23 protein-coding genes and 1 tRNA gene are annotated in these 26,159 nt (G+C 65.0%); 8 read left to right on the top strand and 16 right to left on the bottom strand.

All coding sequences use genetic code 11. The annotated features are described in order from the left end of the window. The first annotated feature begins 244 nt into the window (after positions 1-244). Positions 245-1,027, top strand: coding sequence for a response regulator transcription factor (locus WBG82_RS15320; RefSeq protein WP_424425691.1), 783 nt, complete (start codon positions 245-247; stop codon positions 1,025-1,027). Here WBG82_RS15320 and WBG82_RS15315 read toward each other — a convergent pair. Next, a complete protein-coding gene (locus tag WBG82_RS15315; RefSeq protein ID WP_424425689.1) occupies positions 1,018-2,352 on the bottom strand; it encodes an FAD-dependent oxidoreductase in 1,335 nt (444 codons plus the stop codon). The genes WBG82_RS15320 and WBG82_RS15315 overlap by 10 nt on opposite strands. A 172-nt stretch (positions 2,353-2,524) precedes the next feature. Here WBG82_RS15315 and WBG82_RS15310 point away from each other — a divergent pair. Next, a tRNA-Val gene (locus WBG82_RS15310) sits at positions 2,525-2,600 on the top strand. A gap of 293 nt (positions 2,601-2,893) precedes the next feature. Next, complete coding sequence (locus WBG82_RS15305; RefSeq protein WP_424425688.1) at positions 2,894-5,419, top strand: patatin-like protein; 2,526 nt, start codon at positions 2,894-2,896, stop codon at positions 5,417-5,419. A 13-nt stretch (positions 5,420-5,432) separates the two neighbouring features. Here WBG82_RS15305 and WBG82_RS15300 read toward each other — a convergent pair whose 3' ends face one another. The 4 genes from WBG82_RS15300 to WBG82_RS15285 form a co-directional block, all read right to left on the bottom strand. Continuing rightward, positions 5,433-6,431: a lysophospholipase gene (locus WBG82_RS15300; protein ID WP_424425686.1), complete on the bottom strand. Its 999-nt coding sequence runs from the start codon at positions 6,429-6,431 to the stop codon at positions 5,433-5,435. Next, complete coding sequence (locus tag WBG82_RS15295; protein WP_424425684.1) at positions 6,428-7,066, bottom strand: uracil-DNA glycosylase family protein; 639 nt, start codon at positions 7,064-7,066, stop codon at positions 6,428-6,430. The genes WBG82_RS15300 and WBG82_RS15295 overlap by 4 nt, the downstream gene beginning before the upstream one ends. After that, positions 7,056-8,207: an acyl-CoA dehydrogenase family protein gene (locus WBG82_RS15290; RefSeq protein WP_424425682.1), complete on the bottom strand. Its 1,152-nt coding sequence runs from the start codon at positions 8,205-8,207 to the stop codon at positions 7,056-7,058. The genes WBG82_RS15295 and WBG82_RS15290 overlap by 11 nt, the downstream gene beginning before the upstream one ends. A gap of 91 nt (positions 8,208-8,298) precedes the next feature. Continuing rightward, the gene (locus WBG82_RS15285) at positions 8,299-8,841 is read right to left on the bottom strand and encodes a PAS domain-containing protein (protein WP_424425680.1); all 543 of its coding nucleotides are present in this window, start codon (positions 8,839-8,841) and stop codon (positions 8,299-8,301) included. Between the two features lie 184 nt (positions 8,842-9,025). Here WBG82_RS15285 and WBG82_RS15280 point away from each other — a divergent pair, with 184 nt between their 5' ends. Beyond that, the gene (locus WBG82_RS15280) at positions 9,026-9,460 is read left to right on the top strand and encodes a PaaI family thioesterase (RefSeq protein WP_424425678.1); all 435 of its coding nucleotides are present in this window, start codon (positions 9,026-9,028) and stop codon (positions 9,458-9,460) included. 25 nt (positions 9,461-9,485) lie between these two features. Continuing rightward, positions 9,486-10,517: an LLM class flavin-dependent oxidoreductase gene (locus tag WBG82_RS15275; protein ID WP_424425676.1), complete on the top strand. Its 1,032-nt coding sequence runs from the start codon at positions 9,486-9,488 to the stop codon at positions 10,515-10,517. Here WBG82_RS15275 and WBG82_RS15270 read toward each other — a convergent pair. Further along, the gene (locus WBG82_RS15270; RefSeq protein WP_424425674.1) at positions 10,514-11,920 is read right to left on the bottom strand and encodes an MFS transporter; all 1,407 of its coding nucleotides are present in this window, start codon (positions 11,918-11,920) and stop codon (positions 10,514-10,516) included. The two genes, WBG82_RS15275 and WBG82_RS15270, sit on opposite strands and share 4 nt — an antisense overlap. 235 nt (positions 11,921-12,155) lie before the next feature. Continuing rightward, positions 12,156-13,409 carry a NupC/NupG family nucleoside CNT transporter gene (locus WBG82_RS15265; protein ID WP_424425693.1) on the bottom strand — a complete coding sequence of 418 codons (1,254 nt, stop codon included), beginning with the start codon at positions 13,407-13,409 and terminating at the stop codon, positions 12,156-12,158. A 232-nt stretch (positions 13,410-13,641) separates the two neighbouring features. Here WBG82_RS15265 and WBG82_RS15260 point away from each other — a divergent pair, with 232 nt between their 5' ends. Continuing rightward, a complete protein-coding gene (locus WBG82_RS15260; protein ID WP_424425672.1) occupies positions 13,642-14,547 on the top strand; it encodes an SDR family oxidoreductase in 906 nt (301 codons plus the stop codon). Between the two features lie 54 nt (positions 14,548-14,601). Here the strand turns inward: WBG82_RS15260 and WBG82_RS15255 are convergent, their stop codons facing one another. From WBG82_RS15255 to WBG82_RS15240, 4 genes are all read right to left on the bottom strand, one after another. Next, on the bottom strand, positions 14,602-15,060 hold the full coding sequence (locus tag WBG82_RS15255) for an N-acetyltransferase family protein (RefSeq protein WP_424425670.1): 459 nt from the start codon (positions 15,058-15,060) through the stop codon (positions 14,602-14,604). Positions 15,061-15,089: 29 nt separating this feature from the next. After that, positions 15,090-16,298: an acyl-CoA dehydrogenase family protein gene (locus tag WBG82_RS15250; protein WP_424425668.1), complete on the bottom strand. Its 1,209-nt coding sequence runs from the start codon at positions 16,296-16,298 to the stop codon at positions 15,090-15,092. Between the two features lie 6 nt (positions 16,299-16,304). Continuing rightward, positions 16,305-16,598: a putative quinol monooxygenase gene (locus tag WBG82_RS15245; RefSeq protein ID WP_324297921.1), complete on the bottom strand. Its 294-nt coding sequence runs from the start codon at positions 16,596-16,598 to the stop codon at positions 16,305-16,307. 102 nt (positions 16,599-16,700) lie between these two features. Continuing rightward, on the bottom strand, positions 16,701-17,501 hold the full coding sequence (locus tag WBG82_RS15240; protein ID WP_424425666.1) for a crotonase/enoyl-CoA hydratase family protein: 801 nt from the start codon (positions 17,499-17,501) through the stop codon (positions 16,701-16,703). A 221-nt stretch (positions 17,502-17,722) separates the two neighbouring features. Between WBG82_RS15240 and WBG82_RS15235 the strand changes: the two genes are divergently transcribed. Beyond that, positions 17,723-19,249 carry a sensor histidine kinase gene (locus WBG82_RS15235; RefSeq protein WP_424425664.1) on the top strand — a complete coding sequence of 509 codons (1,527 nt, stop codon included), beginning with the start codon at positions 17,723-17,725 and terminating at the stop codon, positions 19,247-19,249. 92 nt (positions 19,250-19,341) lie between these two features. On the opposite strand, the gene WBG82_RS15230 is transcribed toward WBG82_RS15235, so the two are convergent. The 5 genes from WBG82_RS15230 to WBG82_RS15210 form a co-directional block, all read right to left on the bottom strand. Continuing rightward, a complete protein-coding gene (locus WBG82_RS15230) occupies positions 19,342-20,472 on the bottom strand; it encodes an acyl-CoA dehydrogenase family protein (protein ID WP_424425662.1) in 1,131 nt (376 codons plus the stop codon). 50 nt (positions 20,473-20,522) lie between these two features. Continuing rightward, positions 20,523-21,713, bottom strand: a complete 1,191-nt coding sequence (locus tag WBG82_RS15225) for an acyl-CoA dehydrogenase family protein (RefSeq protein WP_424425660.1) — start codon at positions 21,711-21,713, stop codon at positions 20,523-20,525. Positions 21,714-21,909: 196 nt separating this feature from the next. Next, on the bottom strand, positions 21,910-23,361 hold the full coding sequence (locus tag WBG82_RS15220) for a di-heme oxidoredictase family protein (protein WP_424425658.1): 1,452 nt from the start codon (positions 23,359-23,361) through the stop codon (positions 21,910-21,912). Between the two features lie 7 nt (positions 23,362-23,368). After that, positions 23,369-24,571: an imelysin family protein gene (locus tag WBG82_RS15215; RefSeq protein WP_424425657.1), complete on the bottom strand. Its 1,203-nt coding sequence runs from the start codon at positions 24,569-24,571 to the stop codon at positions 23,369-23,371. A 190-nt stretch (positions 24,572-24,761) separates the two neighbouring features. After that, the gene (locus WBG82_RS15210) at positions 24,762-25,748 is read right to left on the bottom strand and encodes a nicotinate-nucleotide--dimethylbenzimidazole phosphoribosyltransferase (protein ID WP_424425655.1); all 987 of its coding nucleotides are present in this window, start codon (positions 25,746-25,748) and stop codon (positions 24,762-24,764) included. A gap of 85 nt (positions 25,749-25,833) precedes the next feature. On the opposite strand from WBG82_RS15210, the gene WBG82_RS15205 reads away from it, so the two are divergent. Further along, on the top strand, positions 25,834-26,073 hold the full coding sequence (locus WBG82_RS15205) for a DUF1289 domain-containing protein (protein ID WP_424425654.1): 240 nt from the start codon (positions 25,834-25,836) through the stop codon (positions 26,071-26,073). The last annotated feature ends 86 nt before the right edge of the window (positions 26,074-26,159 follow it).

Below are 26,159 nucleotides of genomic sequence, written 5' to 3'. Positions count from 1 at the left end.
CCCTCGGGGCCCCCCGGCGCCGGGCGAAGCGCGCGCATGGCGCCTCTCGCGGCAAGCCGCGCCAAAGTCGTTGCGGCCCGCAGGCCCGCGCCCTTCGCCATGTTCCTCTCCCTGCCCTTTATTGCGCTGTTTTTATGAGCGCCAGCATAATGCCCGTACCCCCGGGGGCAAGCTCCGGCCTTTTGCCGCTTCGCGTGGCGCGGATGCTGATAGGCTTCGGAAGAGCGATTTCGGGAGGCGAGGCATGAAGATCGAAGACCATATTCTCGGCGCGGTTCTCGACCCGATCCGCTGGGTATCGGGTGCAGCCGATTTCGCCCATGCGGCCGCCGCATCGCTCGACCGCGTTTTCGGCGCTCCGAAGGCGGTCTTTGTCGACCGGCGGCGCAGCGCGCCGCTCACCCTGCGCGCCAGCCCGGAGGACGTCTATTTCATCAACTGGCCTTCATGGTGCAAGACGCATTATTGCGAGCGCTTTCAGGGGCTGGACCCCATCCGCCATTGGCTCACCTCGGCCTCAGCGACGCATGACGAGGATGTCGTCTGCCTTTCCGATCTCGTTTCCTCGCACCGCCTCGAACGCAGCGACTATTTTCATGACATGCTGCGGCCGAGCGGCGCGCGCCATGTGATGACGATGAGGATCCATGACGGCGCAAACATCGCCGGTCTGCTGAGCCTAGTGCGCGACAGCGCGGCGGGCGACTTCACACTTGCCGAGCGGCGGCTCGCCCATGCGCTCATACCGGCGCTCGATATCGCCTATGAGGTCGCGCGCGAACGCGCGGGCCGCCGCGCCGCCGCCAGTGACCGGAGCCGCACGCTCTGCGCGCTCACGCCGCGGGAACAGGAAGTCGTGCGGCATGTCGCCAGGGGCCACGCCAACAAGGAGATCGCGCGCCTGATCGGCGCGAGCCCCTGGACCGTCAAGAACCATCTGCGCGCCATCTTCGGCAAGCTCGGCGTCCGCAACCGCACCGAGCTTTGCGCGCTGGTGACGGCGCCCTCGCCCGGCGATCAGCCGTAGCGCGCCATCAGGTCCTCGGCCGCCGCCAGTCCCGACCAATGCGACTGGCCGACCGTGCTGTTGGTGAGATAGTCGCCGCAAAAAGCCACGCGATCGAGCCGCCCGAGATCGCGGAACGCCTTGATGCGGCCGATATAGCCCTTCGGCCTCTTGCAGATCGCCTCGTGCTGGCGGGAGATGAAACGATCGGCGACGCTGGTGCCCGCAAGTTCCGGCAGCACGTCGACGAGATCGCCCCATGCGATGTCGAGCAATTCGTCATCCGTCGCATCGGCGTGCCGGCGGCAGCCCCAGTCCTTCCATTGCGAATGGGCCAATGTGCGGCCATTGCCAAGATCGACGAACCTGAAATTCCCCGTCCGCCGGAACCCGTCAGCCGCCGGAAGCGCGTAGCTCGTCGGCAGGGAGCCCTTCGGCCGATCAAGCAGGAAATAGGCGATGTGGTGGCCCGAATATTCGATGCCCTGAAAGAAGCTCCGCCGCATCGCATCGAGTTCGGGCATGATCGCGGAAACGCGCGTGCCGGGCACCGCCATGACGAGCGCATCGCCGGAAATCGTTTCATGCCGGTCGCCGCATTTGGTGACGATGCTGACGGCCTCCGCATCGTGATAGACGGCATGGACGTGATGGCCGAGGCGATAGTCGGTGCCGCTGTCCTGCGCGAAGAATTGCCCGAGTTCCCAGGTGATGCGGCCGGCGCCGCGCTCCTTGAAGCTCCAGACATGGTTCGCCCAGGCAAGCCGCCCCGACGCTCCCCACAGAAGCCAGGCGAGCGAGAAATCGTCTTCGCCATAGCCGCAGAAAAGCCCCATGCAGGGCTCGAGAAAATAATCGACGAAGGCGGGCGAATAGCGGCGGAAATATTCGCAGGCATTCACATGGTCGAACTCGACGCTGCTCGTGATGTCGCGCGGGTCGCCCGCCACTATCTGCTTCACGAGCGCGGGGATCGCGACAAGGAGCCGCGCCTTCTCCGTCAGCGGGATGAAGGAGTTTCTGGCGGCGTTGAGGAGGTTGAATTCACCGAACTCGACCACCTTCTCGCGCTTCACCAGCACGCTCCAGCTATGCGCGGCGGTGAGGTCCGAGAGGGCGTCGGGCTCGTATATGCCGAGCTTGCGCGCCTGCTCGACCAGATTGGTCTCGGCGCCGAGAAAGGCGAGCGCCCCGGTCACGGCCCAGACGCCGTTCCACTGCACCGAGCGGCAGCGTCCGCCCGGCTCCTTGTCCTTCTCCACCAGAACGACCTGATGCCCCGCCTCGCGAAGCCGGTAGGCGGCTCCGAGCCCGGCGATTCCGCCGCCGACAACGATGACCCGCACGCCCGCTCCTCCGCCCCTGACAAGGGCCGAATCCTATTTGGGCCGATCTCGCCTTCCTATAGTGCGCATGGGCTATTGCCTCGCCTCGCCGCCGGAGAGGGCCGCTTGACTTCCCGATTGGCCACGGCTTATAGACACGCTCCGGCCCGGAGCCATGCTCCCCGGGACGCGCGGGCGGTTAGCTCAGTTGGTAGAGCACTGTGTTCACATCGCAGGGGTCACTGGTTCGAGTCCAGTACCGCCCACCATTTCCCCTCCTCTTCAGGTTTCAGTTCAGGCAAGCGGCGGAGGCTCGTGTCCGCGGCCTGTGCCGGGTGCTGCGCGCAACGCGAAGGGAACTTCAAGCAATGCATGAGGTTCGGCCACCCCCTTCGATTCATCATTTGGAATCATTCGTTAAGCCATTGATTTTCTGTATCTTTGCGCCCAATTGTCATGTCGCGGCGTTTCGCGCCGATCATCATTAATGTTCCATCATTCCAGGGCGTTTAGAGTGGGCTGTGAGGGAATCGGGGCGCGTTAGAGAAATCCAGCCGAACGCATGAAACAGAAGGAACTTAGACTCGCGCTCGTTTGCTATGGCGGCGTATCGCTCGCCGTCTATATGCATGGCGTCTCAAAAGAGATTCTGAAGCTCGTGCGCGCCTCGCGCGTCTATCACGGCGAGCCCGATCCGCGCCGGCGCGAGACGGCCTCCTTCGCGGAACTCGACACCTCGATCTGTCACGAATGCGACACCGAGGAAATCTACTTCGAGCTTCTGCGCGCCATGGGCCAGACGCTCGATCTCATCGTCTTCGTGGACACGATCGCGGGCGCCTCGGCGGGCGGCATCAACGGGGTTCTCCTCGCCCGAGCGCTCGCGCATGACCTGCCACTCGACTCGCATCGCAAGATGTGGCTCGAACAGGCCGACATTCTGGCGCTGATGGACGAGGAGCACCTTGCCGGCAAATGGAGCAAGCCGTTCATGCGACCGCTCTTCTGGGCGCTCAACAATCGCTGGCTCTCCCAGTTCGCGCCCGATGCCGAGATGCGGCAGAAGCTGCTCATCTTCACGCGCTCGCGCTGGTTCAATCCACCCTTCTCCGGCGACATTCTGACCAACATGCTGCTCGATGCCTGCGCCGCCATGGAAAAGGACGCGCGGCCCGGCGCATCGCTTCTGCCGCTCGGGCAGAAGCTCGAACTCATCGTGTCGGTGACGGACTTCTACGGCTACAGCCAGAACATTCCGCTCCATGACCCGCCCTCGATCACGGAACGCGAACACCGCCACGTCTTCAAATTTTCCTACCGGCAGCACCCGAGCGGCCGCACCGAAACGCATTTCGACGACGGGCATGTTCCCGGCCTCGTCTTCGCGGCGCGTGCGACTTCGGCCTTTCCGGGCGCGTTTCCCCCGGCCGAAATCGGCGAGATCGACCGCGTGCTGGAGGCGCGCGACGAACACTGGCCCGCGCGCGGCGATTTCATCGAGCGGAACTTCAAGCCGCTGATCGGGGCGGGCGCCGATCCGCTCAAGACATCCTTCATCGACGGCAGCGTCCTCAACAACAAGCCATTCGGCGAGGCCATCGCCTCCATACGCGGGCGGCCGGCCTATCGCGAGGTCGACCGCCGCATCGTCTATATCGACCCCGACCCCGAGGGCGGCCACCTCGAAGGCGGCGGCATGCCGCCCGGCTTCTTTCACACCATACGCGGCGCGCTCTCCGACATTCCGCGCAACCAGCCTGTGCGCGACGAACTCGAGGCCGCCCACCACCTTTCCGAGCGCATCCGCCGCTATCGCCAGATCGTCGCGGCGACGCGCCCGCATGTCGCCATGCGCATCCGCGACCTCCTCGGCGAGATGCCGCAGATCGCGCCGGGCCCGCGTACCATTGCGCGCTGGCGCGACGAAGCGAACACGCGCGCGGCCGTCGAGGCGGGCTATGCCTATGACGGCTACATCCAGTTGAAGGTCCGTTCGGTTCTCGACGGGCTTGCCGAACTCATCGCGGAGGCGAGCGGTCTGGTGCTCCAGCCGGACGAGCGGCTCGCCCTCAACCGCGCCATCGAGGACTGGGCGCGCGAGAACGAGATTTTCCCCGTGCGCTGGACCGGAAACGGCAGCGAGGCGGCGCCGAGCCTTGCGGCGACGTCCTGGGTGCGCTTCCTGCGCGACTTCGACCTCAGCTACCGTGTACGGCGCATGCGTTTCGTCATCCGCAGGCTGAACGAACTCTATAGCGAATATGGCGACAAGACGGACCATACGAGCGCGCTCGACGAGTTCAAGACAACACTCTACGAATGCCTCGAACTGCTGAGCGGCAGACCGGCGCAGCGCATCGGCACACCCGAAATCATCACGCTCTGCAAGGAAGTCGTCGCCAGCGGCGCGCCGACCGCGGCCGATATCGGCAAGCTCGTGGAGTGCATCGGGCCGAAGCTCGATCTCGTCGGCGCCGATCATGTGATCGACCAGACCTTCGCGGTCATATCCGGGATCTATCTTTCCTACGAGGCGCGCTTCGAGCTGCTGCAGGCGTTCGTCGGCTTCGCCTTCTTCGATGTGCTCACCCTGCCCCTCAACAAGTGGAACGATCTCGACGATGTGGACACGGTGCAGGTCGATCGCATCAGCCCTGAGGACGCGAAGGCGATCCGCCAGGGCGGCGCGCGCGCGACGCTGATGGGCCGCGACCTCGGCCATTTCGCGGCTTTCTTCAGCCGCAGGGCGCGGGAGAACGACTATCTCTGGGGCAGGCTCCACGCCGCCGACCGGCTGGTGGACATCGTGGCGAGCGCGGGCGCGGCGGCCATCGCCGCATCGGGCATCGACCTCGACGACATCAAGGCGCGGCTCTTCCGCTCCATCCTCCGTACCGAGAAGCAGCATCTCGGCGCGGTGCCCGATCTCATCCGCGACATCGAGCGCGAGATCGCCACGAAGTTCAACATCGACATGGACCTCGGCGAAACACCCGAAGCGACAACGCCGGCGGCACCGCCACCGGCACCAACCATGGATGATACGCCTACGGATGAAGAGATAGCGGCAGAGCCACGCACGAGCTGAGGCGACCGGCGTCCTAGCGCGCCGCCGACATGCTCGGACAGGGCGTCAGATCCTGCGCGCCCGATGGCAGGGGCGCGCGCGGATCGGCGAGCCATGAGGCGATGTCATTCCACACGGCCTTGCGCTCGAGATCGCGCAGCAGCATGTGATAGCCGTTCGGATAGCAGGCCGCCGCGACATCGACGCCCGCCCTTCGCATTTCGGCAAGGGCTTCTGCTACCGGCGGCTGCGGCACGATCTCGTCATGCGCGCCATAGAGCAGAAGCACGGGCACATTGATCCGCCCCGCCGAGATGGCGGCCGCATCCATCAGATTGACGAGGCCATAGATCGTGCCGATCTGCGTTTCCTTGATGACGAGCGGATCGCGGCCGAGCGCGCGCAGCATCTCCACATTGTCGGAAGCGCGGAAGCCGAGGCCACGCCCGCTGACGGTCGCGCCGGGCGCGAGATGCGCGCCCGTCCACAACGCCACCTCGTAGAAGGAGTTCATCGAGCGCCAGCCCCAGACGGCGGGCGCGGCGAGGATGACGCCATCGACGCGCGGCCGATCGGGAAGCGAGAAGGCGCGCATGACGACGCCGCCGCCCATGCTCTCGCCAAGAAGATAGACCGGCAGGCCGGGATGCTCGCCCCGCACCAGCGCGACCACCGCGCCGAGATCATCCGCCATGCGCGTATCGCCCGCCCAGAGCCCGCGCCCCGGCGCCTCGCCGAAGCCGCGCTGATCGAAAGCATAGACCGTGACGCCATGATCGGCGAACCACTGCCCCGGCATGTCGAAGGCGTTGGAATAATCGTTGAAGCCATGCACGCCGATGATGACGGCACGCGGCGCCGCCGCCTGCCAGACGCGCAGTGGCAGCCGCGCGCCATCGGAAGTGACGACGCTCCGGCCTTCGATCCTCGGCGCGAACGCCGGATCGCCCGTCGCCATCAGCCGCGGCGCGCAGCCGATGTTGACCATCGCGACAAGAGCGGCGCCAAGCGCGAGGCGCAGCAGACGTCTCATTTTCCAGGTCCCATCAAGCGGCGAACCTCGCGGCGCAGATAAGGCAGCACTTCATCCTCGAACCACGGGTTCTTTTTGATCCATGCGTTATTACGCCATGAAGGATGTGGCAGCGGTATGGCACGCGGCGCATATTCGCGCCATGAGGCGACCGTTTCGGTGAGGCTCGCCTTGCGCGCGGGCCCCAGATGCCAGCCTTGCGCATATTGGCCGACAAGGATCGTCAGCTCGATCCGCGGCAGTTCGGCAAAAAGCGGCTGGCGCCAGCGGGCCGCGCATTCCCGCCTCGGCGGAAGATCGCCGCCCTTCGCGTCCTGCCCCGGAAAGCAGAAGCCCATGGGCAGGATCGCGATCTTCTCGGGGTCGTAGAATTCTTCCGGCGTGACGCCCATCCATTCGCGCAGGCGGTCGCCGCTCGGGTCGGTGAAGGGGCGGCCGGACGCATGCACCCGCGTTCCCGGCGCCTGTCCGGCAAGGCAGATCCGTGCGGCGGACGAGACCTGCAGGACGGGCCGCGGCTCGTGTGGCAGCGGCCTGCCCTTTGGCTCATCGACGCAGATGCGGCAGGCGCGGATATCCGCAACCAGCCGCTCGAGCGGCGTAACGCGCGAATGAGATGGTCGCTTATCCGACATCCTTCAGCATGTTCCGGGCGATGATGACCTGCTGCACCTGGCTCGTGCCCTCATAGATGCGGAAGATGCGTACATCGCGATAAAAGCGCTCGATTCCATAATCGGCGACATAGCCCGCGCCGCCATGAATCTGCACCGCGCGATCGGCGATGCGGCCCACGGCTTCCGAGCAGAAGAGCTTGGCGCAGGAGCTTTCTGTCGCCACATCCTCGCCCGCGTCGCGGCGGCGCGCGGCGTCGAGTACCATGCAGCGGCCGGCATAGGCTTCCATCTTCGAATCCGCGAGCATCGCCTGAACGAGCTGGAGATTGCCGATGGGCGCGCCGAACTGCTTGCGCTCGGCCGCGTAGCGGGTCGAATCCTCGACGAGCCTGTCCGCAACGCCGACACAGACGGCGGAAATGTGAAGCCGCCCGCGCTCCAGAACCTGCATGGCGGTGACGAAGCCCCTGCCCTCCTTGTCACCGAGAAGGCAGTCGGCCGGGATGCGCGCATTGTCGAAGATCACGTCGCAGATATGCGCGCCCTGCTGGCCCATCTTCTTCTCGGGCTTGCCGATGGTGATGCCCGGAATGTCGCGCGGCACGACAAAGGCCGAAACGCCCTTGGCGCCCGGCGTCTTCGGATCGGTGCGCGCCATGAGCGTGAAGGCATGCGCCTTGTTCGCATTGGTGATGTAGCGCTTGGTGCCGTTGACGATGTAGTGGTCGCCGTCGCGGATCGCGGTGGTGCGAAGCGACGCGGCGTCGGAGCCCGCCTCGGGCTCCGTCAACGCGAAGCTGATGATGACCTCGCCGCTGGCGATCTTCGGCAACCAATGGGCCTTCTGGTCGTCGCGGCCATGCATGACGATGCCCTGGCTGCCGATGCCGACATTGGTGCCGAACACGGAGCGGAATGCAGGCGATGTACGACCCATTTCGAACATGAGGAGGCATTCCTCCTCCATGCTGAGGCCGAGGCCGCCATATTCGACCGGAACGGAAATGCCGAAAAGGCCGATTTCCTTCATCTCCTCGATGACATCGTCGGGCACGGCGTCGTTTTCGGAAACCTTGTCCTCGATCGGCCGCAGCCGCTCATCGACAAAACGCCGCACGGAAGAGATCAACTGCTCGCGAGTTTCGGCATCGAGGGCCATGTCAGCTCCGTCTTTTCGTGAAATATCGGGACGGAGCGGAATTTAGCCGGAGGGAGGCCGCGAGGCAAAGCCCCAGGAGCGGCCGGTTGCCTCAGATCGTGGATATTTCCGTGCGAAGCCGCTCCAGGGCGGAAATCGGCGCATAGGCGGTGGCGCCGAAAATGCGGTCGGTCCGCTCGCCATCCGTCGAGAGCGGCAGATAGACGGCCTCGAAATTCATGAGTCCGCGCCCGGCGAATTCCATGCTTCCGCCCGCGCCGACCGGCCGGCGGGCAAGTGCGACCCATTTGTAGAACTCGAAGAGCATCGATCCGAAAAAGGGCCTGACCTCATCCAGCGAGCGAACCGTCCGGCCGCGAAAATTGCCGCCATTCGCCTGAATGGTCTCCTCGCCCATCAGTCGATAGGTGATTTCGATCGGATCATAGGCGACCTGAAGAACGATGATGTTGGGCAGCAGGGCGGGAAATTCGACCGGATCCATTTCGTCCGGCCGCGGCATGAGCCGGTCGCCGCGCTTCTTCGTCCAGTAGTCGAGCATGGCGGTCGGGACCGGTTCGCGCAGATCCCTGAGCCGGCGAAACCCGCCCTTGTCCGCGCCAGCGCTCGCGATCAGTTGAAGGTTTCCGCCCATATTCTCACGCTCGACCCAATGCAACAATGTTGCATGATGAACAAAACTCGTTGCGAACCGCTTAACCATCGAGACTGCTGCAGCGCCACGCGGCGGGCGCGCCTCGAGGCCGATCGAAAGTTTCGGAATGCCGCCAATTCCTGCTACAAGCCCGGCAAATCAATTCACGAGACAGGCGGATGTAATGGGTAAGATTCCGGGCGAAAGACTTACGGGCTATCAGAGCTGGGATGGCACCGATCCGTTCGAGGATCACGCGGGTCCGTTCTTCTTCAAGAGAACGGAAACGGGCGAAGTCATCTGCGCCTTCGAGGCGACGCCGACGCATTGCAATGGCGGCGGGTTCCTTCATGGCGGCGCGCTGATGACATTCGCGGATTTCTCGCTGTTCGCGATCGGCAGCGACGTTCTCGAGGGGCCGTCGGTCACGGTTTCCTTCAATGCAGAGTTTACGGCGGCGGGCCGCGCGGGCACCATCGTCGAGGCGCGCGGCGAGGTGGTACAGAATACGGGAAGCATGGTCTTTCTGCGCGGGCAGGTCTATTCCCGCGAGGAGGAAGGCGAACGCATCCTCCTCAACTTCAGCGGCATCGTGAAGCGCGTGAAGCGCAGGCCCTGAGGGCGGCTCAAGGGAGTTTCGGCGCATGGTGACACTGAGCATTCTCGACCAGTCGCCGATCAGGCGGGGCGGAAGCACGGCGGAGGCGGTCGCCAATACGCTCGATCTCGCTGCCCATGCCGAGCGGCTCGGCTATAGCCGCTACTGGCTCGCCGAGCACCACAACACGAACTCCTTTGCCGGCTCCGCGCCCGAACTGATGATCGCGGCCGTCGCCGCGCGGACGAGCCGCATCCGCGTCGGCTCGGCGGGCGTGATGCTGCCGCATTACAGCTCGCTCAAGGTGGCCGAACTTTTCAGACTGCTGGAAACGCTCCATCCCGGCCGCATCGATCTCGGCGTCGGCCGCGCGCCGGGCGCCGACCAGAGGACGGTGCGCGCGCTCCAGCCGGGGCCGCAGGCCTATGGCATCGAGGTCTTTCCGCAGCAGGTGGAACTCCTCATCCAGTTCCTCGAGGATTCGACGGGGCTTTCGGGCGAGGCCGGCGGCTTTCCGGACGGCCATCCCTATACGGGCATCCACGCGACGCCGCGCGGACCCGGAATGCCCGAACTCTGGATGCTCGGCTCGGGCGGCGACGGCGCCGTTCACGCCGCGCAATTCGGCATGTCCTATTGCTTCGCCCACTTCATCAATCAGGATGCGGGCACGGCCCCGCTCGATCTTTACCGGCGGCACTTCAGGCCGTCGCGCCATCTCTCGTCGCCGCGCGGCGCGATCGGCGTTTCGGTGACGGTCGCCGAAACGGAAGAAGAAGCGCGCAGGATTTCCGCCTCGCGCAATCTCTGGGTGCTGCATCTCCTGCAAAATCGCGCGGGCGCCTTCCCGTCCGTCGAGGACGCGCTCGCCTATCCCTATACGGAGGAAGAGAAGGTCATGCTCCGCGCCGTCGAGCGGCGCGGCATCACTGGCACGCCCGAACAGGTGCGCGGCCGCCTCCTTCGCATGGGCGAGGAATATGGCGTCGACGATTTCGTCATCCTGACGATCACCTACGATCACAAGGATCGCGTGCGCTCCTACGAGCTTCTCGCCGAAGCCTTCGGCCTCGCCTAGTCCGCGGGCTTCATGGCGGCGCGCCGCGCCGTGCGCCGGTCGAGCGCCGCCCTGAGCCGCACCTGCCGCTCATGCGTGATCGGATAGTTCCAGATGATGATCGTCGAGACGATCCAGAGCGACAACGGCACGAGGCAATAGAGCGATGTCAGCGTGAAGAGCGCCACGCCGCTATTGCTGCTCGATTGCGGATCAAAGCCGATCCAGGCGAGAACGGGCAGCGCGATGCCGACGCCCGCCGCCTCGAAAATCTTCCGCACCATGGCGAGGAAGGCGAACATGAAGGCGGTGCGCTGCTCGCCGCTTTTCAGCGTGTCGAGATCGACGACATCGGCGAGGATCGACTGGCCGAGAATGGGCGCCGCGCCGATCGTCAGCCCCTGAATGATGGTAATGACGAGAAGCGCCGGAAAGACCGCCTCCGGATGCGTCGGCTCCACCCAGTAGATGACGACGGGCACGAAGGCGAAGGCAAAGAGGCTCGCAAAGCCCGCCACGCCTATTCCCTTGTGCTTGCCGATGCGCCCGCCGACATTGACCCAGAAGGGCGAGCCGACGACGCCCGCCGCGAAGAGCGCGAAGATCAGGATGGAACTGTTCGCGCCAAGCCGTGCGACATGCTCGAAGAAAAGCACGGCGACGCCGGCATTGATGGAGCCTGCGAGCGAGCCAAGGATGACCGTGACAAGGACGATCCGCAGCGGCCCGTTGCGCATGGCGACCCGCATGCCCGCAACGAAGGAGATCGGCGTGCTGAGGCTCGCCGCGGGCTCGCGCACGGAGCGCAACAGCACGAGAAGACAGATCGGCAGCATGCCGGCTGTGAGCCAGCCAAGCGCCGCCATGGCAGGACGCGACGCGGCGCTCGCCGATGCTCCCGCATCGCCCGCCTTGCTCGCCACGATGGGCACGGTGATGGCGACGAGAAGCCCGATCAGCAGGAAGATCTGACGGCTGCCGGTGATGCGGTTGCGCTCGTGATAGTCGTCGGAAAGCTCGGCGCCCCAGGCTCCATAGGGAATCTCGATCAGCGTGTAACCGAGATAGATCGCCGAGATCCAGAACAGGAGGTAGAGGTTCGTCACGCCGCCCTGCGGCACGAAGAGCATGATGGCCGAGACCATCATCACCAGCGAGCCGCCCACCACCCAGGGCCGCCGCCGCCCCCAGCGCGTGTGCGTGCGGTCGCTCCAGCGGCCGACAAAGGGGTCGATGATGACATCGCCGAGGCGAGCCAGCATGAGGATGAAGCCGATATCCGCGAGGTTGAGCCCCAGCGTTCCCGAATAGAAAGGCGGAATGTAGATCGCAAGCGGCAGCCCGATAACCGCCATGGGCACGACGAGTTGCCCATAGGCGAAAAGCTCCCATGTTCCGAGCCTGCGGCGCGCCGCGCTGTCCATTCCGTCCCCCTCCCGATAGTTAGTAAACCAACCTTACTATCGGGCCGTCGCCGAACTCAACGGTCTTCGCGCCTTCAGCCTGCGTTCATGCGGGAAGACTTAGGGTCAGCCTGCCGGACCCCCCAACCATGTCCGGCTGCGCCCTCCTCCTCGTCTCATTCGGGTGCGGGAGCGAGGCGCGGACGGCGGCGCCCGGACCGTACCCCATGGGCGCCGCCGTCAAATCCTCATGCGCTCAGGCGATGAGGCCGATCACCGCGCCCGTCATGGAGGTCGCGAGCGTGCCCGAGACGATGGCGCGCGTGCCGAGCGCCACGATGTCGGAGCGCCGGGCGGGCGCCAGCGCCGTCAGCCCGCCGATGAGAATCCCCACGCTGCCGAGATTGGCGAAGCCGCACATCGCATAGACCATGATGAGCGAGGAGCGCGGGCTCAGCGTGCCCGGCGGCAGTTGCGCAAGCTCGATATAGGCGAGGAACTCGTTGAGGATGGTCTTCGTTCCCATGAGTTGCCCCGCCGTCTGCATCTCGGCGGCGGGTACGCCCATGAGCCAGACGAGCGGCGAGAAGGCCCAGCCCATCATGCGCTGAAGCGTGAGCGGCGCGCCCCAGAGGTCGGGAAGCGCGGCGAGCATGATGTTGACCAGCGCGACCAGCGCCACCATGACGACGAGCATGGCGAGAATGTTGAGGAGCAGATGGAGCCCGTCCACCGTGCCGCGCGTCACCGCATCCATGCTGCTTTCATAGTCGATGAGCGGCTGATCGCCGGCGACGCCCGTGCCCGTGAAGCCCTTTTCCTCGGGCACCATGAGGCGGGCAAGCGTGATGCCTGCGGGAAGCGAGATCAGCGAGGCGATGAGGATCTGCCCGAGCGCGCCGGGCACGACGGCATCGAGCACGCTTGCGTAAAGCACCAGCACCGTGCCGGAAACGGAGGCAAGCCCCACCGACATCATCATGAAGAGCTCGGCGCGCGTCAGCCGCTCGAGATAGGGCCGGATCAGGAGCGGCGCCTCGACCATGCCGACGAACATGGTGGAGGCGGAGGCGAGCCCCACCGCCCCGCCGATCCCCATGCTCTTCTGAAGCAGGAAGGCGAAGCCTCGCGTGATGGCAGGCAGCACGCGCCAGTGCCAGAGCAGCGCCGAGAGCGCCGACATGACGAGGACGAGCGGCAGGGCCTGAAATCCGAGCACGAAGGCATTGGCCGGGTTCGTGATCTCGAAGGGCGCCGGGCCGCCGCCGAGATACCCGAAGACGAAGCCAGTTCCGGCCCGCGTCGCCTCGGTCAGCGCATCGACCGCATCGTTGAGCGCGAGAAGTCCGGCGCGAGCCACGGGCAGCTTCAGCAGGAGCAGCGCGATCCCGATCTGAAGGCCGATCCCGACCGCGACCTGCCGCAGCGAAAAGGCGGCGCGGCGCTCGCTCAGCGCCCATGCCATCGCGACGATGACGGCGATGCCGAGAGCGCTTTGCAGGGAGGCCAGGGACATGAGAACTCCGGCGGAATATTCGGCAGGCGGCCCATCCAAGGGGGGCCGGGCCTGTGGAACGCCGGAGGGGCCCGCCCCCCGCCGGACCGCCTCTCATTCCCTTGACCCTTTACCGGGCATTGTGCACAAAGTCACCCCCGAACCCGGCCCCGGTCCAGACGGGTGCCGCGCGGCCGCCCTCATCCGGGGCGAGCCCTTTCACAACACCTGACGGGAGATCAGACCCATGAGCATTCGTTTTGACGGCAAGGTCGCCATTGTGACCGGCGCGGGCGGCGGCCTCGGCCGGAGCCATGCGCTGGAACTCGCCCGCCGCGGCGCGAAGGTCGTCGTCAACGATCTCGGCGGCGCGCGCGACGGCTCGGGCGGCTCGTCGGACGCGGCGAACAAGGTCGTCGACGAAATCAAGGCTCTGGGCGGCGAAGCGATCGCCAACGGCTCGAGCGTGACCGACGATGCCGGCGTCGCCAACATGGTCAAGCAGACCATGGACGCTTTCGGCCGCATCGACATCCTGATCAACAATGCCGGCATCCTGCGCGACAAGTCGTTCGCGAAGATGGAGGTTTCCGACTTCCAGCTCGTCGTCGATGTGCACCTCATGGGCACGGTGAAGCCGACCAAGGCCGTCTGGCAGATCATGAAGGATCAGGGCTATGGCCGCATCATGGTCACGACCTCCTCGACCGGCCTCTATGGCAATTTCGGCCAGACCAATTACGGCGCGGCGAAGCTCGGCGTCGTCGGCTTCATCAACACGCTGAAGCTCGAGGGCCAGAAGGACAATATCCGCTGCAACGCGCTCGCGCCTGTCGCCTATACGCGCATGACCTCGGACCTCATGCCGCCGGAAGCCGAACAGATGCTGACGCCGGAAGCGGTGACGCCGGGCGTCATGTATCTCGTGTCGGAAGATGCGCCGACAGGCATGATCCTCTGCGCGGGCGCGGGCGTTTTCGCCGCTGCGCGCATCGAGGAATCGGAAGGCGTCTTCCTCGGCCGCGAGGGTCTCACCGCCGAGAAGGTGGCCGAGAACTGGGCGAAGATCACCGACTTCTCGAATGCCGCGCCGCACTTCATGGGTGGCGAGCAGACCGGCAAGTTCTTCAAGCTGGCGACCGGCGGCAAGTAATTGCCGCTTTCGAGAGAGACGAATTGAGAAGGAGAGCCGAAAGGCTCTCCTTTTTCATTGGAGCCGCTTTTCGAGCCGCCAGACGATGACGGGCTTTCGCCCCTCCATATGGCCGAGGCTGTGATCGTCCTCGCGCATGACTGCCCAGCCATGCTTTTCGTAGAAGGCGCGGGCGCGATCGTTGCCCTTGCGGCACTGAAGCCAGATGCGGGAATGTCCTTCCGCGGCAAGCGCCTTCTCGGCCGCGTCGAGCACAAGCGCCGCGACGCCCCGCCCGTGCCATGCGGGCAGCACGAAGACCTGTGCGATGCCGCCCCCCTCCCAGCTCGAGAAGCCGACGACCTCGCCCTCGACGCAGGCCGCGGCGCAATGGCCGATGGCCGTTCCGATGCGCTCCTCGAAGAAGCGCAAGGGGCGGCGCGCGGCGACATCGGGATCAAGCGTCGCATGGCTCGAATGCCATGCGTCGTGCCAAACGCGAGCGAGCGCCGGAATGTCTCCGGCGCTCGCCATTCTGATCGTCACTTTGTCGGCTGCGGCGCTCAAAGCCCGAGCACGGCCTTCGCCATGATATTGCGCTGAACCTCGTTCGAGCCCGCATAGATCGAAGCCTTGCGGAGCGAGAAGTAGTAAGGCGCAACCGTGAAGGCGTTGGTGGGGCCGACATCCGGCTGGTTCGTCTCGGCAAGACCGTCCTCAACGAAGGGCAGCGTATAGTTGCCGAGCACCTCGACGGCGAGCTGCGAGACGGCCTGCTGCAACTCGGTGCCGCGGCACTTCAGGAGCGAGCTTTCAGGGCCGACATTGCCGCCCGTCGACAGCGCCGAGAAGATGCGAAGCTCGGTGAATTCCATCGCCGTGATCTGCGCCTCGAGATCGGCGATCTGCGCTTGGAACGCCGGATCTTCGGCCAGCGAATGACCGTCGATCTGCGTTTCCTTCGCCATCTTCTTCACCTTGTTCAGCGCGCGGTAGAGGCCCGCCGAATAGGGATTGCCGCGCTCGAACTCGAGCAGATACTTGGCGTAGGTCCAGCCCTTGTTCTCCTCGCCAATGCGGTTCTCGATGGGAACCTTCACATCGGTGAAGAAGACCTGGTTCACTTCCTGATGCGGCGCGGGCGTGCCGTCGAGCAGCACCAGCGGCTCGACCTTGATGCCCGGCGTCTTCATGTCGATGAGCAGGAACGAAATGCCTTCCTGCGGCCGGCCCTCCTTCGAGGTCCGCACGAGGCAGAAGATCCAGTCCGCCCACTGCGCCACCGAGGTCCAGATCTTCGAACCGTTGACGAGGTAGTGGTCGCCCTTGTTCTCGGCCTTGGTCTGGAGCGAGGCGAGGTCCGAGCCCGAACCCGGCTCCGAATAGCCCTGGCACCAGAGCACGTTGGTTTCGAGAATATCCGGCAGGAAGCGCTTCTTCTGCTCCGGCGTGCCGAACTTCATGATGACGGGCGCCACCATGGTCGGACCGAAGGGGACCGTGTGCGGAACGCCGGCGCGCCCCATCTCCACGTCGAAGATATATTTCTGCGAACGGGTGAAGCCCGGCCCGCCATATTCCTGCGGCCAGTTCGGCGCGAGCCAGCCCTTCTTCGCCAGCGCCTTCTGCCACTTCACATGGCTTTCCTTGTCGATATAGCCATGCTTCGAACGGGCCTGCTTGGCGCGAATGTCGGCGGTGTAGTTTTCCTCGATGAATTTCCGCACTTCGAGGCGGAAGGCTTCATCTTCCTTGCTGAAGCTCAGATCCATGGTTTCTCACTCGACCTTGGAGAGATACTGGATAGTGGGACGCCCGGCGAGCACGCCGCCAAGCGCGGGGCCCGCAGCCTTGAAATGCTCCGACGCGCCATGCGCCGCCAGCGCATCCTGCGAGGCATACTGCTCGAAGACGACATAGGTCGGCTGGTCCTTCACCTTGAAGAAATCATACTGAAGGTTGCCGGCCTCATTGGCCCGCACCTTGGCACGCAGATCGGAGAAGATCCGCTCGAACTCGGCTTCCTTGCCGGGCTGCACATTGATCGTGGCGACGACGCCGATGGTGCTCATCTCAGGCTCCCTGTCATATTGTCTGGTTGACCCGGACTTTAGGAGGATCGGGCCGTCTCATCAACGGCCCTGATCCCCCCTCCCCGTTCAGGGATGAACAGCTCACTCGCCCTTGTAATTGGGCGCGCGCTTCTCGAAGAAGGCGTCCAGCGCCTCCCTGTGATCGGCACTATGGTGAGCGAGCGCCTGCATGGAGGCCGAAAGCTCCATGATGTTGTCGAAGCTCGTCATCATGCCCTGCCTGAGGAGCTGCTTGGTCATGCGGAGCACGTCAGGCGCCTGACCGCAGATCTTTTCGGCAAGGGCCTGGGCGCGCGGCATCAGCTCGTCGGCCGCCACGACCTCGGACACGAGGCCCCATTCGCGGGCGGTGTTCGCGTCGATCGTATCGCCCGTGTAGAGAAGCTCCGAGGCGCGGGCCATGCCGATGATGCGCGGCAGGAGCCATGCGCCGCCATCGCCGGGCACGAGGCCGATCTTGAGGAAGGTCGCGCCGAAGATCGCGCTGCTCGAGGCGATGCGCGTATCGCAAAGGCAGGCGACGTCATTGCCGAGGCCGATGGCCGGCCCGTTGACGGCGGCGATCACCGGCACCTCGATGCCCCAGACGGAGCGGACGATGCGGTGGATGCCGTTGCGGTAGCGCTCGCGAATATGCGTGCCGGGGCCACCGAACCCCTCTCCCCCTTCGCGCATCGCCTTGACGTTGCCACCCGCCGAAAATGCCTTGCCGGCTCCGGTAAGGATGACGCAGCGAACATCGCGGTCGGCATTGATGCGTGCCGCGGCGGCCGAGAAGTTCTCCGGATCATCGGCAGCACCCAGCGGATTGCGGATTTCCGGTCGGTTGATCGTCAGGGTCACGACATGACCCTTTTTCTCAAAGATCAACGCATCGCTCATTTAAAGGACTCCTTGTTGCGGGCGCGTCCCGACGGGCACGCGCCACTTATGGATGGCGACGAATTTCACTGAAACTCCCTCCCGGATTTATTGGCTTTAACCAAGAGTCGGAAAGCCTTGTTAAGAATTTTAGCCGACCCTGCGCCCCAACGGAAAGCCGGAGATTCGACGGCTGGCGGATGGAGGCGCTTCTTCCTTCCGCATCGACAGGGCAGATACGCATGGAATGGGCAAGCGCGTTGCGGAAATCCAGCCGCGGCGCGAGCAGAAAAGACGCTCCCGCGAGTTCGGCTGCTGACGGCCTGCGCCAGAAGCTGATCGCATATGCGACGACTGCGCTCTCCGGCCATCACACCGCGCTGTCGAGCGAGGCTCATCTCGCCCAGTTGCGATCCTTCCTTCAGCCGCAGACCATCATCCCGGTCGGCTTTCCGCTGCTCGTCATCGCCTTCGTCTCCTGCTTTGGGGGCGTCGTCGCCTGGCCCACGCTTGCAGGCTGGCTCGCGGCCATACTGACGCTCCACGTGATCAACCAGTATCTCGTGCGCCGCTTCCTCGCCATGGATGTGCCGCTCGGCGATGTCGAGAAATGGGCGAAGCTGTTCCGCTTTCTGACTTTGCTCCTGTCGCTCATCTGCGCGAGTTCGCTCTACTTCTTCTGGGCGCCAGACAGCCCCATCCACCAACATTTTCTCATCACGTCGATGGCGATCGCCATCGCCCCCATGACCCTCGTCACGATCTCCTATGCGCCCGCGTTCCATCGCGCGATCCTTCCCCTGATGATCGCGCTGGAACTGCGTCTCATGGCCTATGATGATCTGCTTTATATCGCCGTCATGGTCGCGCTCGCCGCGTTCTCGGTGGTGCTTATCCGCCTCGCGCATCAGGTCAACGGCGCGATGGCGCGCGCGCTCAATCTGCAATCGGACAAGAACGCGCTCATTGAGCAGCTCTTTCGCGCGAAGCGTGAATCGGATGCGGCCCGCGCCCGCGCCGAGGAGGCCAACAGGGCCAAGTCGAATTTCCTCGCCAATATGAGCCACGAGCTGCGAACGCCGCTCAACGCGATCATCGGTTTTTCGGAAGTGATGGCTTCCGAAATCTTCGGGCAGCACTCGAAGCCGGTCTACAAGGAATATTCCAACGACATCAACGTGTCGGGACAGCATCTGCTCGGCCTCATCAACGACATTCTCGATCTGTCGCGCATCGAGGCGGGGCGGTTCCAGATTTACGAAGAAGACCTCGACATCGTGCAGATCGCGGAGGAATCCCGCCGCCTGCTCGAAATTCGCGCTCAGGCGCAGCGCGTCGCGATCCGCGAGGAATTCGAGCACGACCTGCCGATGCTCCGGGCCGATGCCCGCGCCATACGGCAGACATGGATCAACCTGCTCACCAATGCGATCAAATTCTCCCCGGCGAATACGACGGTCACGATCTTCGCCCGGCTCGAGCCCAATGGAGATCTGCGCTTCGGCGTCCGCGACCAGGGCGTGGGCATTGCCGAGAGCGAGATCGAGCGCGTGATGGATGCCTTCACGCAGGGCGCGGCCGGCATCGCACAGCCGGGCAAGGGCTCGGGCCTCGGCCTTTCAATCGTGCGGGGCCTCATCTCGGTGCATGGCGGACGCTTCGAGCTGAAGAGCAAGCTCGGTGAAGGCACTCATGCCGAAGCGGTCTTCCCTGCCTCGCGCCTCTGCTCGCGCCAGCTCGACCTGACATCGGGCCGCAAATCGGCCTGATCGCGCCGGCATGGCCCCAATCGCGACGACGCAAACAAAAAGGCCGTGGAGATAATCCACGGCCTCTTTTCCTGTCCGGTGCGGCTCGCCGCTCAGGCAGCCTGCGCGTAGCGCTTCAGCTGGTGGTCGACATTGCCGAACTGGGTGTCGATCATCGTCAGGCGCTTGAAATAGTGGCCGACATTGAGCTCGTCGGTCATGCCCATGCCGCCATGAAGCTGTACGGACTGCTGGCCGACGAAACGGCCCGCCTTGCCGATCTGCACCTTGGCGCCGGCGGCTGCCTTCACGCGCTCGGCCTCGCCTTCCGTCAGCTTCAGATTGACCATGTAGGTCATGGAGACGGACTGCTCATAAGCCATGAACATGTCGACCATGCGGTGCTGGAGCACCTGGAACTTGCCGATCGGCACGCCAAACTGCTTGCGCGTCTTGCAGTATTCGACGGTCGCCTTGTTGAGCTCGCCCATGCAGCCGACCGCTTCGGCGGAGAGCGCCGCGATGGCTTCGTCGGTGATCTTCTCGACCAGCGGCAGGCCCTTGCCTTCCGCGCCGATCAGCGCGTCGGCGCCGACTTTCACATTCTCGAAGGTGATCTCGGAGGCGCGGCGGCCATCGACCGTCGGATAATCGCGCGTCGAAACGCCGGGGGCGTTCTTGTCGACGATGAAGATCGAAACGCCGTCGCGGTCGCGCTGGCCGCCCGAGGTCCGCGCGGTGATGATCAGCTTCTGCGCCCAGGGCGCGCCGAGGACGACGGCCTTGTAGCCATTGATGACATAGCCCGCGCCGTCCTTCTTCGCCGTGGTGGCGAGATCGGCGAGATTGTAGCGGCCCTGCGGCTCGGCATAGGCGAAGGCCCAGACCGTCTCGCCGCCGATGATGCCCGGAATATGCGCTTCCTGCTGTTCCTTGCTGCCGCCTTCACGAAGGAAGCCGCCCGCCAGCACCACCGTCTCGACGAAGGGCTCGACGACGAGGTGACGGCCGAACTCTTCCATCAGGATCATCGTCTCGATGGAGCCGCCTCCAAGGCCGCCCAGCTCTTCGGAGAACGGCGCGGCGAGCAGGCCGAGTTCGGCGAACTGCTTCCACATCTCCGGGCTCCAGCCCTCCGCGGACTTCACGATCTTGCGGCGCGTGTCGAAGTCATATTTGTCGGCGAGCAAGCTCTGCACCGTGTTGCGAAGCAGGGTCTGCTCTTCGGTGAACGAAAAATCCATGTCTAGCCCTTCCCGTTATGTGCTGGTTTCTATGAGGCGCGTTCGGCCGGTCAAAGGCCAAGCACCATTTTTGCAATGATATTGTGCTGGATCTCGTTCGAGCCGCCATAGATCGAGGTCTTGCGCATGTTGAAGTAGTTCTGGGCGGAACCATGCGAATAGTCCGGACCGGCGACGAACTCGTTGCCTGACAGCTCACCCGTCGGCGTCTGAACGAAAGCGTAGTTGCCGACCGCCTCGAGCGTGAGCTCGGTGATGCGCTGCTGGATCTCGGTGCCCTTGATCTTGAGGATCGAGGCTTCGGGCCCCGGACCGCGTCCCCGGCTCTCGGCGGCGAGCGTGCGAAGCTCGGTCACTTCCAGCGCGGCGAGGTCGATCTCGAGTTCCGCGACCTTGCGCGAGAATTCATCGGTCTTGATGAGCGGCGCGCCATCGACAAGCTCGGCGGCGGCGATCGACTTCAGCCGCTCGATCGCCTTCTTGGAGCGCGAGACGCCCGCAATGCCCGAGCGCTCGTTGCCAAGCAGGAACTTCGCGTAGGTCCAGCCCTTGTTCTCCTCGCCGATGAGGTTCTCGGCCGGCACCTTCACGTCTTCGAGGAAGACCTCGTTCACCTCATGCGCGCCGTCCATGGTGATGATCGGCCGCACGGTGATGCCGGGCGTCTTCATGTCGATGAGAAGGAAGGAGATGCCCTCCTGCGCCTTCGCATTCGGGTCGGTGCGGACGAGGCAGAACATCCAGTCCGCGAACTGGGCAAGCGTCGTCCAGATCTTGTGGCCGTTGACGATGTAGTGATCGCCCTCGCGCACGGCGCGGGTCTTGAGGCCGGCGAGATCGGAACCGGCGCCCGGCTCCGAATAGCCCTGGCACCACCAGTCGTCTCCCGAGAGGATGCCCGGCAGGAAGCGCTTCTTCTGCGCCTCGTTGCCGTAATTGAAGATCACCGGGCCGACCATGGCGAGGCCGAAGGGAAGCAGCGGCTGCGTCTCGGCGCGCGCATTCTCCTCGTTCCAGATATAGCGCTGGGTGATCGACCAGCCCGCGCCGCCATACTCGACCGGCCAATGCGGCGCGACCCAGCCCTTCTTGTAGAGGATGCGGTGCCAGGTAAGGATTTCTTCCTTCGTCATCTCGCCGCGCGTGCGCCGTGACTTCAGGTCTTTCGGATAATTTTCCGCAATGAAGGTGCGGACTTCGTCCCGAAACGCGAGATCCTCCGGCGAGAAGCTCATATCCATCGAATGTTCCTCCTGATCGGCAGGCTCGAACGCGGTGAAACGCGGCTACCGAATTTACGTGCGGAAGGACCGCTGCAGCAACGCGCGGACCGCCATTTTTGGGCGTGATATTAGCCGCAAACCCCTTCGTTGCAAGACCGCGCAATGATGCGAAACGCACGGCTCGCTGTGCACGTATGGACGGGTGCGGCCGATTTCAAAGCGAGTTGACGAAGGCGACGAGGCGCTCGCGATCGGCGCTGTTCAAGGCTTTGAAGCGCTCCCGGGCGGCCTCCGCCTCGCCGCCATGCCAGAGAATGGCCTCCGCCACCCCCCTCGCCCGGCCGTCATGCAGAAGCCGGTCGTGGCCATTTACCGCAGGGACGAGCCCGATGCCCCAGAGCGGCGGCGTGCGCCACTCGCTCCCGCTCGCCTCGAAGTCCGGCCGCCCGTCGGCAAGCTCCGGCCCCATATCGTGGAGAAGAAGGTCGGTATAGGGGTGGAAGGTCTGGTTGGCGAGGCTGATGGGCGTCGCCGCCGGTCCCGTTCTGAGCGTCGGCCTATGGCAGGCCGCGCAGCCGATCTCGGCAAAGATGCGGCTCCCGGCGACGACCTCCGGGTCGGCGGGCGCGCGGCGCGCGGGCACCGCAAGCGTGCGGTTGTAATGCACGAGCTTCGCCAGGAACTCGTCGGAGATTTCCGGGCTCCCGCCATTGGGCGCCGCCCGGCAGGCGGTCTGCGCCGGCGGGCAGTTCTGCACCGGGTGAATGGAGGTGGTGAGCCCGATATCGCCATTGGCCGCGCCCGCGTCCTGCGCGCGAAGGCTCGGCTGGTTCGCCTTCCATCCGAAGCGGCCGAGACGCTTTTCGCCCGTCTCGGGATCGGGGACCCAGTTCGGGCGGCCGGAAACGCCGTCGCCATCGGCGTCTTCGGGATCGGCGAGCGCGACTATGTCCTTCTCGGGCACGAATTCGAGAAGCCCGAGGCCGATCACGGCGGGAGCGACGCGCGGCGAGATCATGATGTCATCGCCCAGCGGGCCGAAGGCGAGATCGGCGAAGGAAAAGACCGGCCTTTGCAGCTCATAGGGTGTGCCGTCGGCGTAGCGGCCTTTCACGCTCTCCCACCGCATCTCGACCTTGCCTTCGGCCGGAACGCCGAGCACGGCGCGGTCGTTGAACTGATCGCCATAGTGAGGGTGCGGCTTCGGCCCGCCATCCTCGGCCCTGCCCGGCAGCGACAGGCGGATCAGCATGGAATCGAAAGTCTCGCCCGCTTTGAGCGGCGGGCGGCCGCGTCCGTCGCGCGTGTGACAGCCCGAGCAGGACACGCGGTTGAAGGTAGGACCAAGCCCGTCAAAGGCTTCGACGGAGCCGGGCGCCGCAGTCCAGTTCGTATTGAAGAGCCTGTTGCCGAAGAAGAAGTCGCGCCGCTCCGCCGTGGTGAGCTTCGGCCCCGACTGTGCGAAGGCCATGCGGTTCACGAGAGCGGTCGTGTAGTCGCCTCCGGGCGGAGACATCGGGTCCGGCATCTCGATCGCGCGGACCGCCGCCGGCTGCGCCACTCCCGCCTGGTTCGCGCTGAGGAAATGCGAGACCGCGCCGCCGGCGAGAATGAGCCCCGCCGCAAGCGCGCCCGCGCGAAGCAATGAGAGTTTCGACGGCTCCAAGATGAGGCTACTCCGCGGCAATGTTCACGGCGACGCCGAGCCGCTTGCCGATTTCGACGAAGAGCGTGCTCTGGGCTTCGAGTTCGGCGATCGCCTTTTCCATCGTCGCGCGTTCCTTGCCGCCCTTGGGGCTAGCGAGGATGCGATCCACCGGCGCGGGGATCGCGGCGACGGCCGCGCTCGTCTTCCTGATCTGCGCCGCGACGCGCTTGTCGAGTTCGGGATCGACACGGGCGACGAGGCTCTGGAGCCCCGCGCCCTTCCAGCCGCCGAACTCGCCGAAATAGACGTTGGAAATGCTCTCCTGGTCGGCGCGATAGACGAGATGCGTCGTATCGCTGAAGCAGGAGGGTTCGTCTTCCTGATCGCCGGAATCGAGCGCGACACTCATGCGCTCCGTCGCAAGCTCGACGGCGCCGAGCGTCGCCATGCCGGTCAGGATGCGGCCGAGCGCGTCGCGCTGGTCATAGGCGAGAAAATTCTTCGCATAGACATTGGCGTTTCGCACATCCCACTGCGCCGTGAGCCAGAGAAGATCGTCGGCGATCATGTCCGTCACGGTGGAGAGATAGAGGCGGCGGCGCTCGCGGATCGGGTCGCCCGAGGCATAGTCGGATGCCGGACGCGCACCCGGCCCCTTCGTGCTCAAATCCTGCCCCCAGAGCAGAAACTCGACGGCGTGGAAGCCCGTCGTCACATCGGCCTCGTCGCTCACCTGATCGCGCTCGCGGATGCTCTTCACCGTGATCGGGATCGAGGGATCGTTGACGAGGCCCGCCTTCGGATTGCCCTTCACATAATCGATGAAGGCTTCGTTGAGCGGCCAGGCGTTGAGGCGGCCTTCCGGCCCCTCGTCGCCCTTCGCGTTCTTGGCGAAGTCGATCGGCCCTTCATAGAAGCGGAAAGTCTCGGTGCGGGAATAGGCGACATGGGCGGCGATCCATGCCTTGCGGGCGGCGGCGAGATTGCTCTCGCTCGGCTTGTCGAGCAGCGCGCCGATGGCGGATTTCATCGCCACGGCCTTGTCATAGGCCTCCTCATAGGAGCGATGCACGAGGTCGACATAGGAGACGATTTCTGCCGCAGCGCCATAGGTCGGCGCCGCGCCGCCGGGCAAGGCGAAGCTTGCCGGAACGCCGCCGGGCCCCGACGCCAAAGCCGGGGCGATCTGGGCAGGAAGAAGCAGGGCGGCAAGCGCCGCCGCGGTCAAAAACTTCGCCTTGAGCCCGCGGCTTCTCAGTCCGGCCGTCCTTCGCATCGCTTCTGCCCATCCGCAAACCGGCCGGAGCCCCGTGCCCGGGCCATGAGTTGCGAATGAATTTCATTTTCATTGCGGGCTGTCAAGCGGCGGCTTGACACAGGCTCGGCCTCGACGAGGCAGGATTCAGGCGAGGCAAGGCTCAGACGAGGCCGGCCTCCACCCGCGTGGTCATACCCGCATAGGCGGCGGCGGCCGTCTTCACCATCGTTATGGCGAGCGCCGCGCCCGCGCCGTCGCCAAGGCTCACGCCGAGATCGAGCAGCGGGCGCTTGCCGAGGGCGGCCAGCAGCCGGTCATGGGCGGCGCTGCCGGAGCGATGCGCCGCCGTGCAATGGTCGATCGCCGTGGGCTCGGCCTTCTGGAGCACGGCCGCAGCGGCGCAGGTGACGAAGCCATCGAGCAGGACGGGGATGCGCTGATAGCGCGCGGCGATGATCGCGCCGGCCACGGCGGCAATCTCGCGCCCGCCGACGCGGCGAAGCGCCTCGAGCGGGTCCTTGAGCGCGGAGCCATGAAGCGCCAGCGCCTCGCGGACGATTTCCGCCTCGGTTGCGTCCTCCGTCCAGTCGCCGGGCTCGCCGCCGAAAAGCGCGCAGGCGAGCGCCGCCGCGACCGCGCCATTGCCGACGCCCTCCGCACCCACGCAGAGAAGATCCGTACCCCCCGCAATCGCCTCCATGCCGAAGGCCATCGTCGCCGCGCAGGCGGGCTCGGAAAGCGCGGCCTCCTCCGCAATGTCCGGCGTCGGCATGTCGAGCGCGAGATCGAACACCTTGAGCCCCGCATTCGCCGCCAGCGCGAGCTGGTTCACGGCCGCGCCGCCCGCCGCGAAAATATCGACCATCTCGCGCGTCGAGCAGAACGCCTTGCCCGTCGTGCGCTTCGCCACGCCATGCGTCGCGGCAAAGATCGCGACGAGCGGGCGATGCACCGAGGGCTTCGCCAGTGCCTGCCAGCGAGCGAGCCATTCCACGATCTCTTCGAGGCGCCCCAGACCGCCTTCGGGCTTCACGAGATTGCGATTGCGCAGATGAACGGCGGCAGCGGAATCGCGGTCGCCGGCAGGAAGAGCTGCAAGCAGATCGCGGATGTCATCGAAAGGCAGGCCAGTGATGGAGCGGGTCATTTTGATTTGTCTCGCCTTGAGCGGCTGGGCGGGGGGATTGCGTTGCTATACCCTGCCCGCACCCGCCATAGAATGAGAAAATGACGTGACGGCCCTGCCTCCGATTGCCTCACCCTGCATCAATGTCTGCGTCATGGACGCGGAAAGCCGCCTTTGCACAGGCTGCGGACGGACAATCGACGAGATCGCGCAATGGAGCGCGATGAGCGCCTCGCGCCGCCGCGAAGTGATTGCGACCCTTCCCCAACGCATCGGAACGCTCGGCGAGAAAGCCGCGGCGCCTGCCATGGCGCTTGCCCGCATCCGCTCGCTGCTCGGAGCCTGACCGGCCTTTCCACGCCGCCACATCACGAATCTTGACTCGCCGCTGCGACAGATTTATTTAACCGATCGGTTATTTAACCAGCAGGT

This window comes from Parvibaculum sp. (assembly GCF_049671045.1).
Classification (GTDB): domain Bacteria; phylum Pseudomonadota; class Alphaproteobacteria; order Parvibaculales; family Parvibaculaceae; genus Parvibaculum.
The sequence above is the reverse complement of the archived record's forward strand: the minus strand, read 5'-3'. Positions and strand labels throughout refer to the sequence as shown.

Coding starts and splice junctions, on each gene's coding strand:
- WBG82_RS15280 (WP_424425678.1), top strand. CDS start 9,026: ATGGGTAAGATTCCGGGCGAAAGACTTACGGGCTATCAGAGCTGGGAT.
- WBG82_RS15210 (WP_424425655.1), bottom strand. CDS start 25,748: ATGACCCGCTCCATCACTGGCCTGCCTTTCGATGACATCCGCGATCTG.
- WBG82_RS15260 (WP_424425672.1), top strand. CDS start 13,642: ATGAGCATTCGTTTTGACGGCAAGGTCGCCATTGTGACCGGCGCGGGC.
- WBG82_RS15250 (WP_424425668.1), bottom strand. CDS start 16,298: ATGGATCTGAGCTTCAGCAAGGAAGATGAAGCCTTCCGCCTCGAAGTG.
- WBG82_RS15230 (WP_424425662.1), bottom strand. CDS start 20,472: ATGGATTTTTCGTTCACCGAAGAGCAGACCCTGCTTCGCAACACGGTG.
- WBG82_RS15275 (WP_424425676.1), top strand. CDS start 9,486: ATGGTGACACTGAGCATTCTCGACCAGTCGCCGATCAGGCGGGGCGGA.
- WBG82_RS15295 (WP_424425684.1), bottom strand. CDS start 7,066: ATGTCGGATAAGCGACCATCTCATTCGCGCGTTACGCCGCTCGAGCGG.
- WBG82_RS15285 (WP_424425680.1), bottom strand. CDS start 8,841: ATGGGCGGAAACCTTCAACTGATCGCGAGCGCTGGCGCGGACAAGGGC.
- WBG82_RS15270 (WP_424425674.1), bottom strand. CDS start 11,920: ATGGACAGCGCGGCGCGCCGCAGGCTCGGAACATGGGAGCTTTTCGCC.
- WBG82_RS15225 (WP_424425660.1), bottom strand. CDS start 21,713: ATGGATATGAGCTTCTCGCCGGAGGATCTCGCGTTTCGGGACGAAGTC.
- WBG82_RS15245 (WP_324297921.1), bottom strand. CDS start 16,598: ATGAGCACCATCGGCGTCGTCGCCACGATCAATGTGCAGCCCGGCAAG.
- WBG82_RS15240 (WP_424425666.1), bottom strand. CDS start 17,501: ATGAGCGATGCGTTGATCTTTGAGAAAAAGGGTCATGTCGTGACCCTG.
- WBG82_RS15235 (WP_424425664.1), top strand. CDS start 17,723: ATGGAATGGGCAAGCGCGTTGCGGAAATCCAGCCGCGGCGCGAGCAGA.
- WBG82_RS15290 (WP_424425682.1), bottom strand. CDS start 8,207: ATGGCCCTCGATGCCGAAACTCGCGAGCAGTTGATCTCTTCCGTGCGG.
- WBG82_RS15300 (WP_424425686.1), bottom strand. CDS start 6,431: ATGAGACGTCTGCTGCGCCTCGCGCTTGGCGCCGCTCTTGTCGCGATG.
- WBG82_RS15305 (WP_424425688.1), top strand. CDS start 2,894: ATGAAACAGAAGGAACTTAGACTCGCGCTCGTTTGCTATGGCGGCGTA.
- WBG82_RS15320 (WP_424425691.1), top strand. CDS start 245: ATGAAGATCGAAGACCATATTCTCGGCGCGGTTCTCGACCCGATCCGC.
- WBG82_RS15255 (WP_424425670.1), bottom strand. CDS start 15,060: ATGGCGAGCGCCGGAGACATTCCGGCGCTCGCTCGCGTTTGGCACGAC.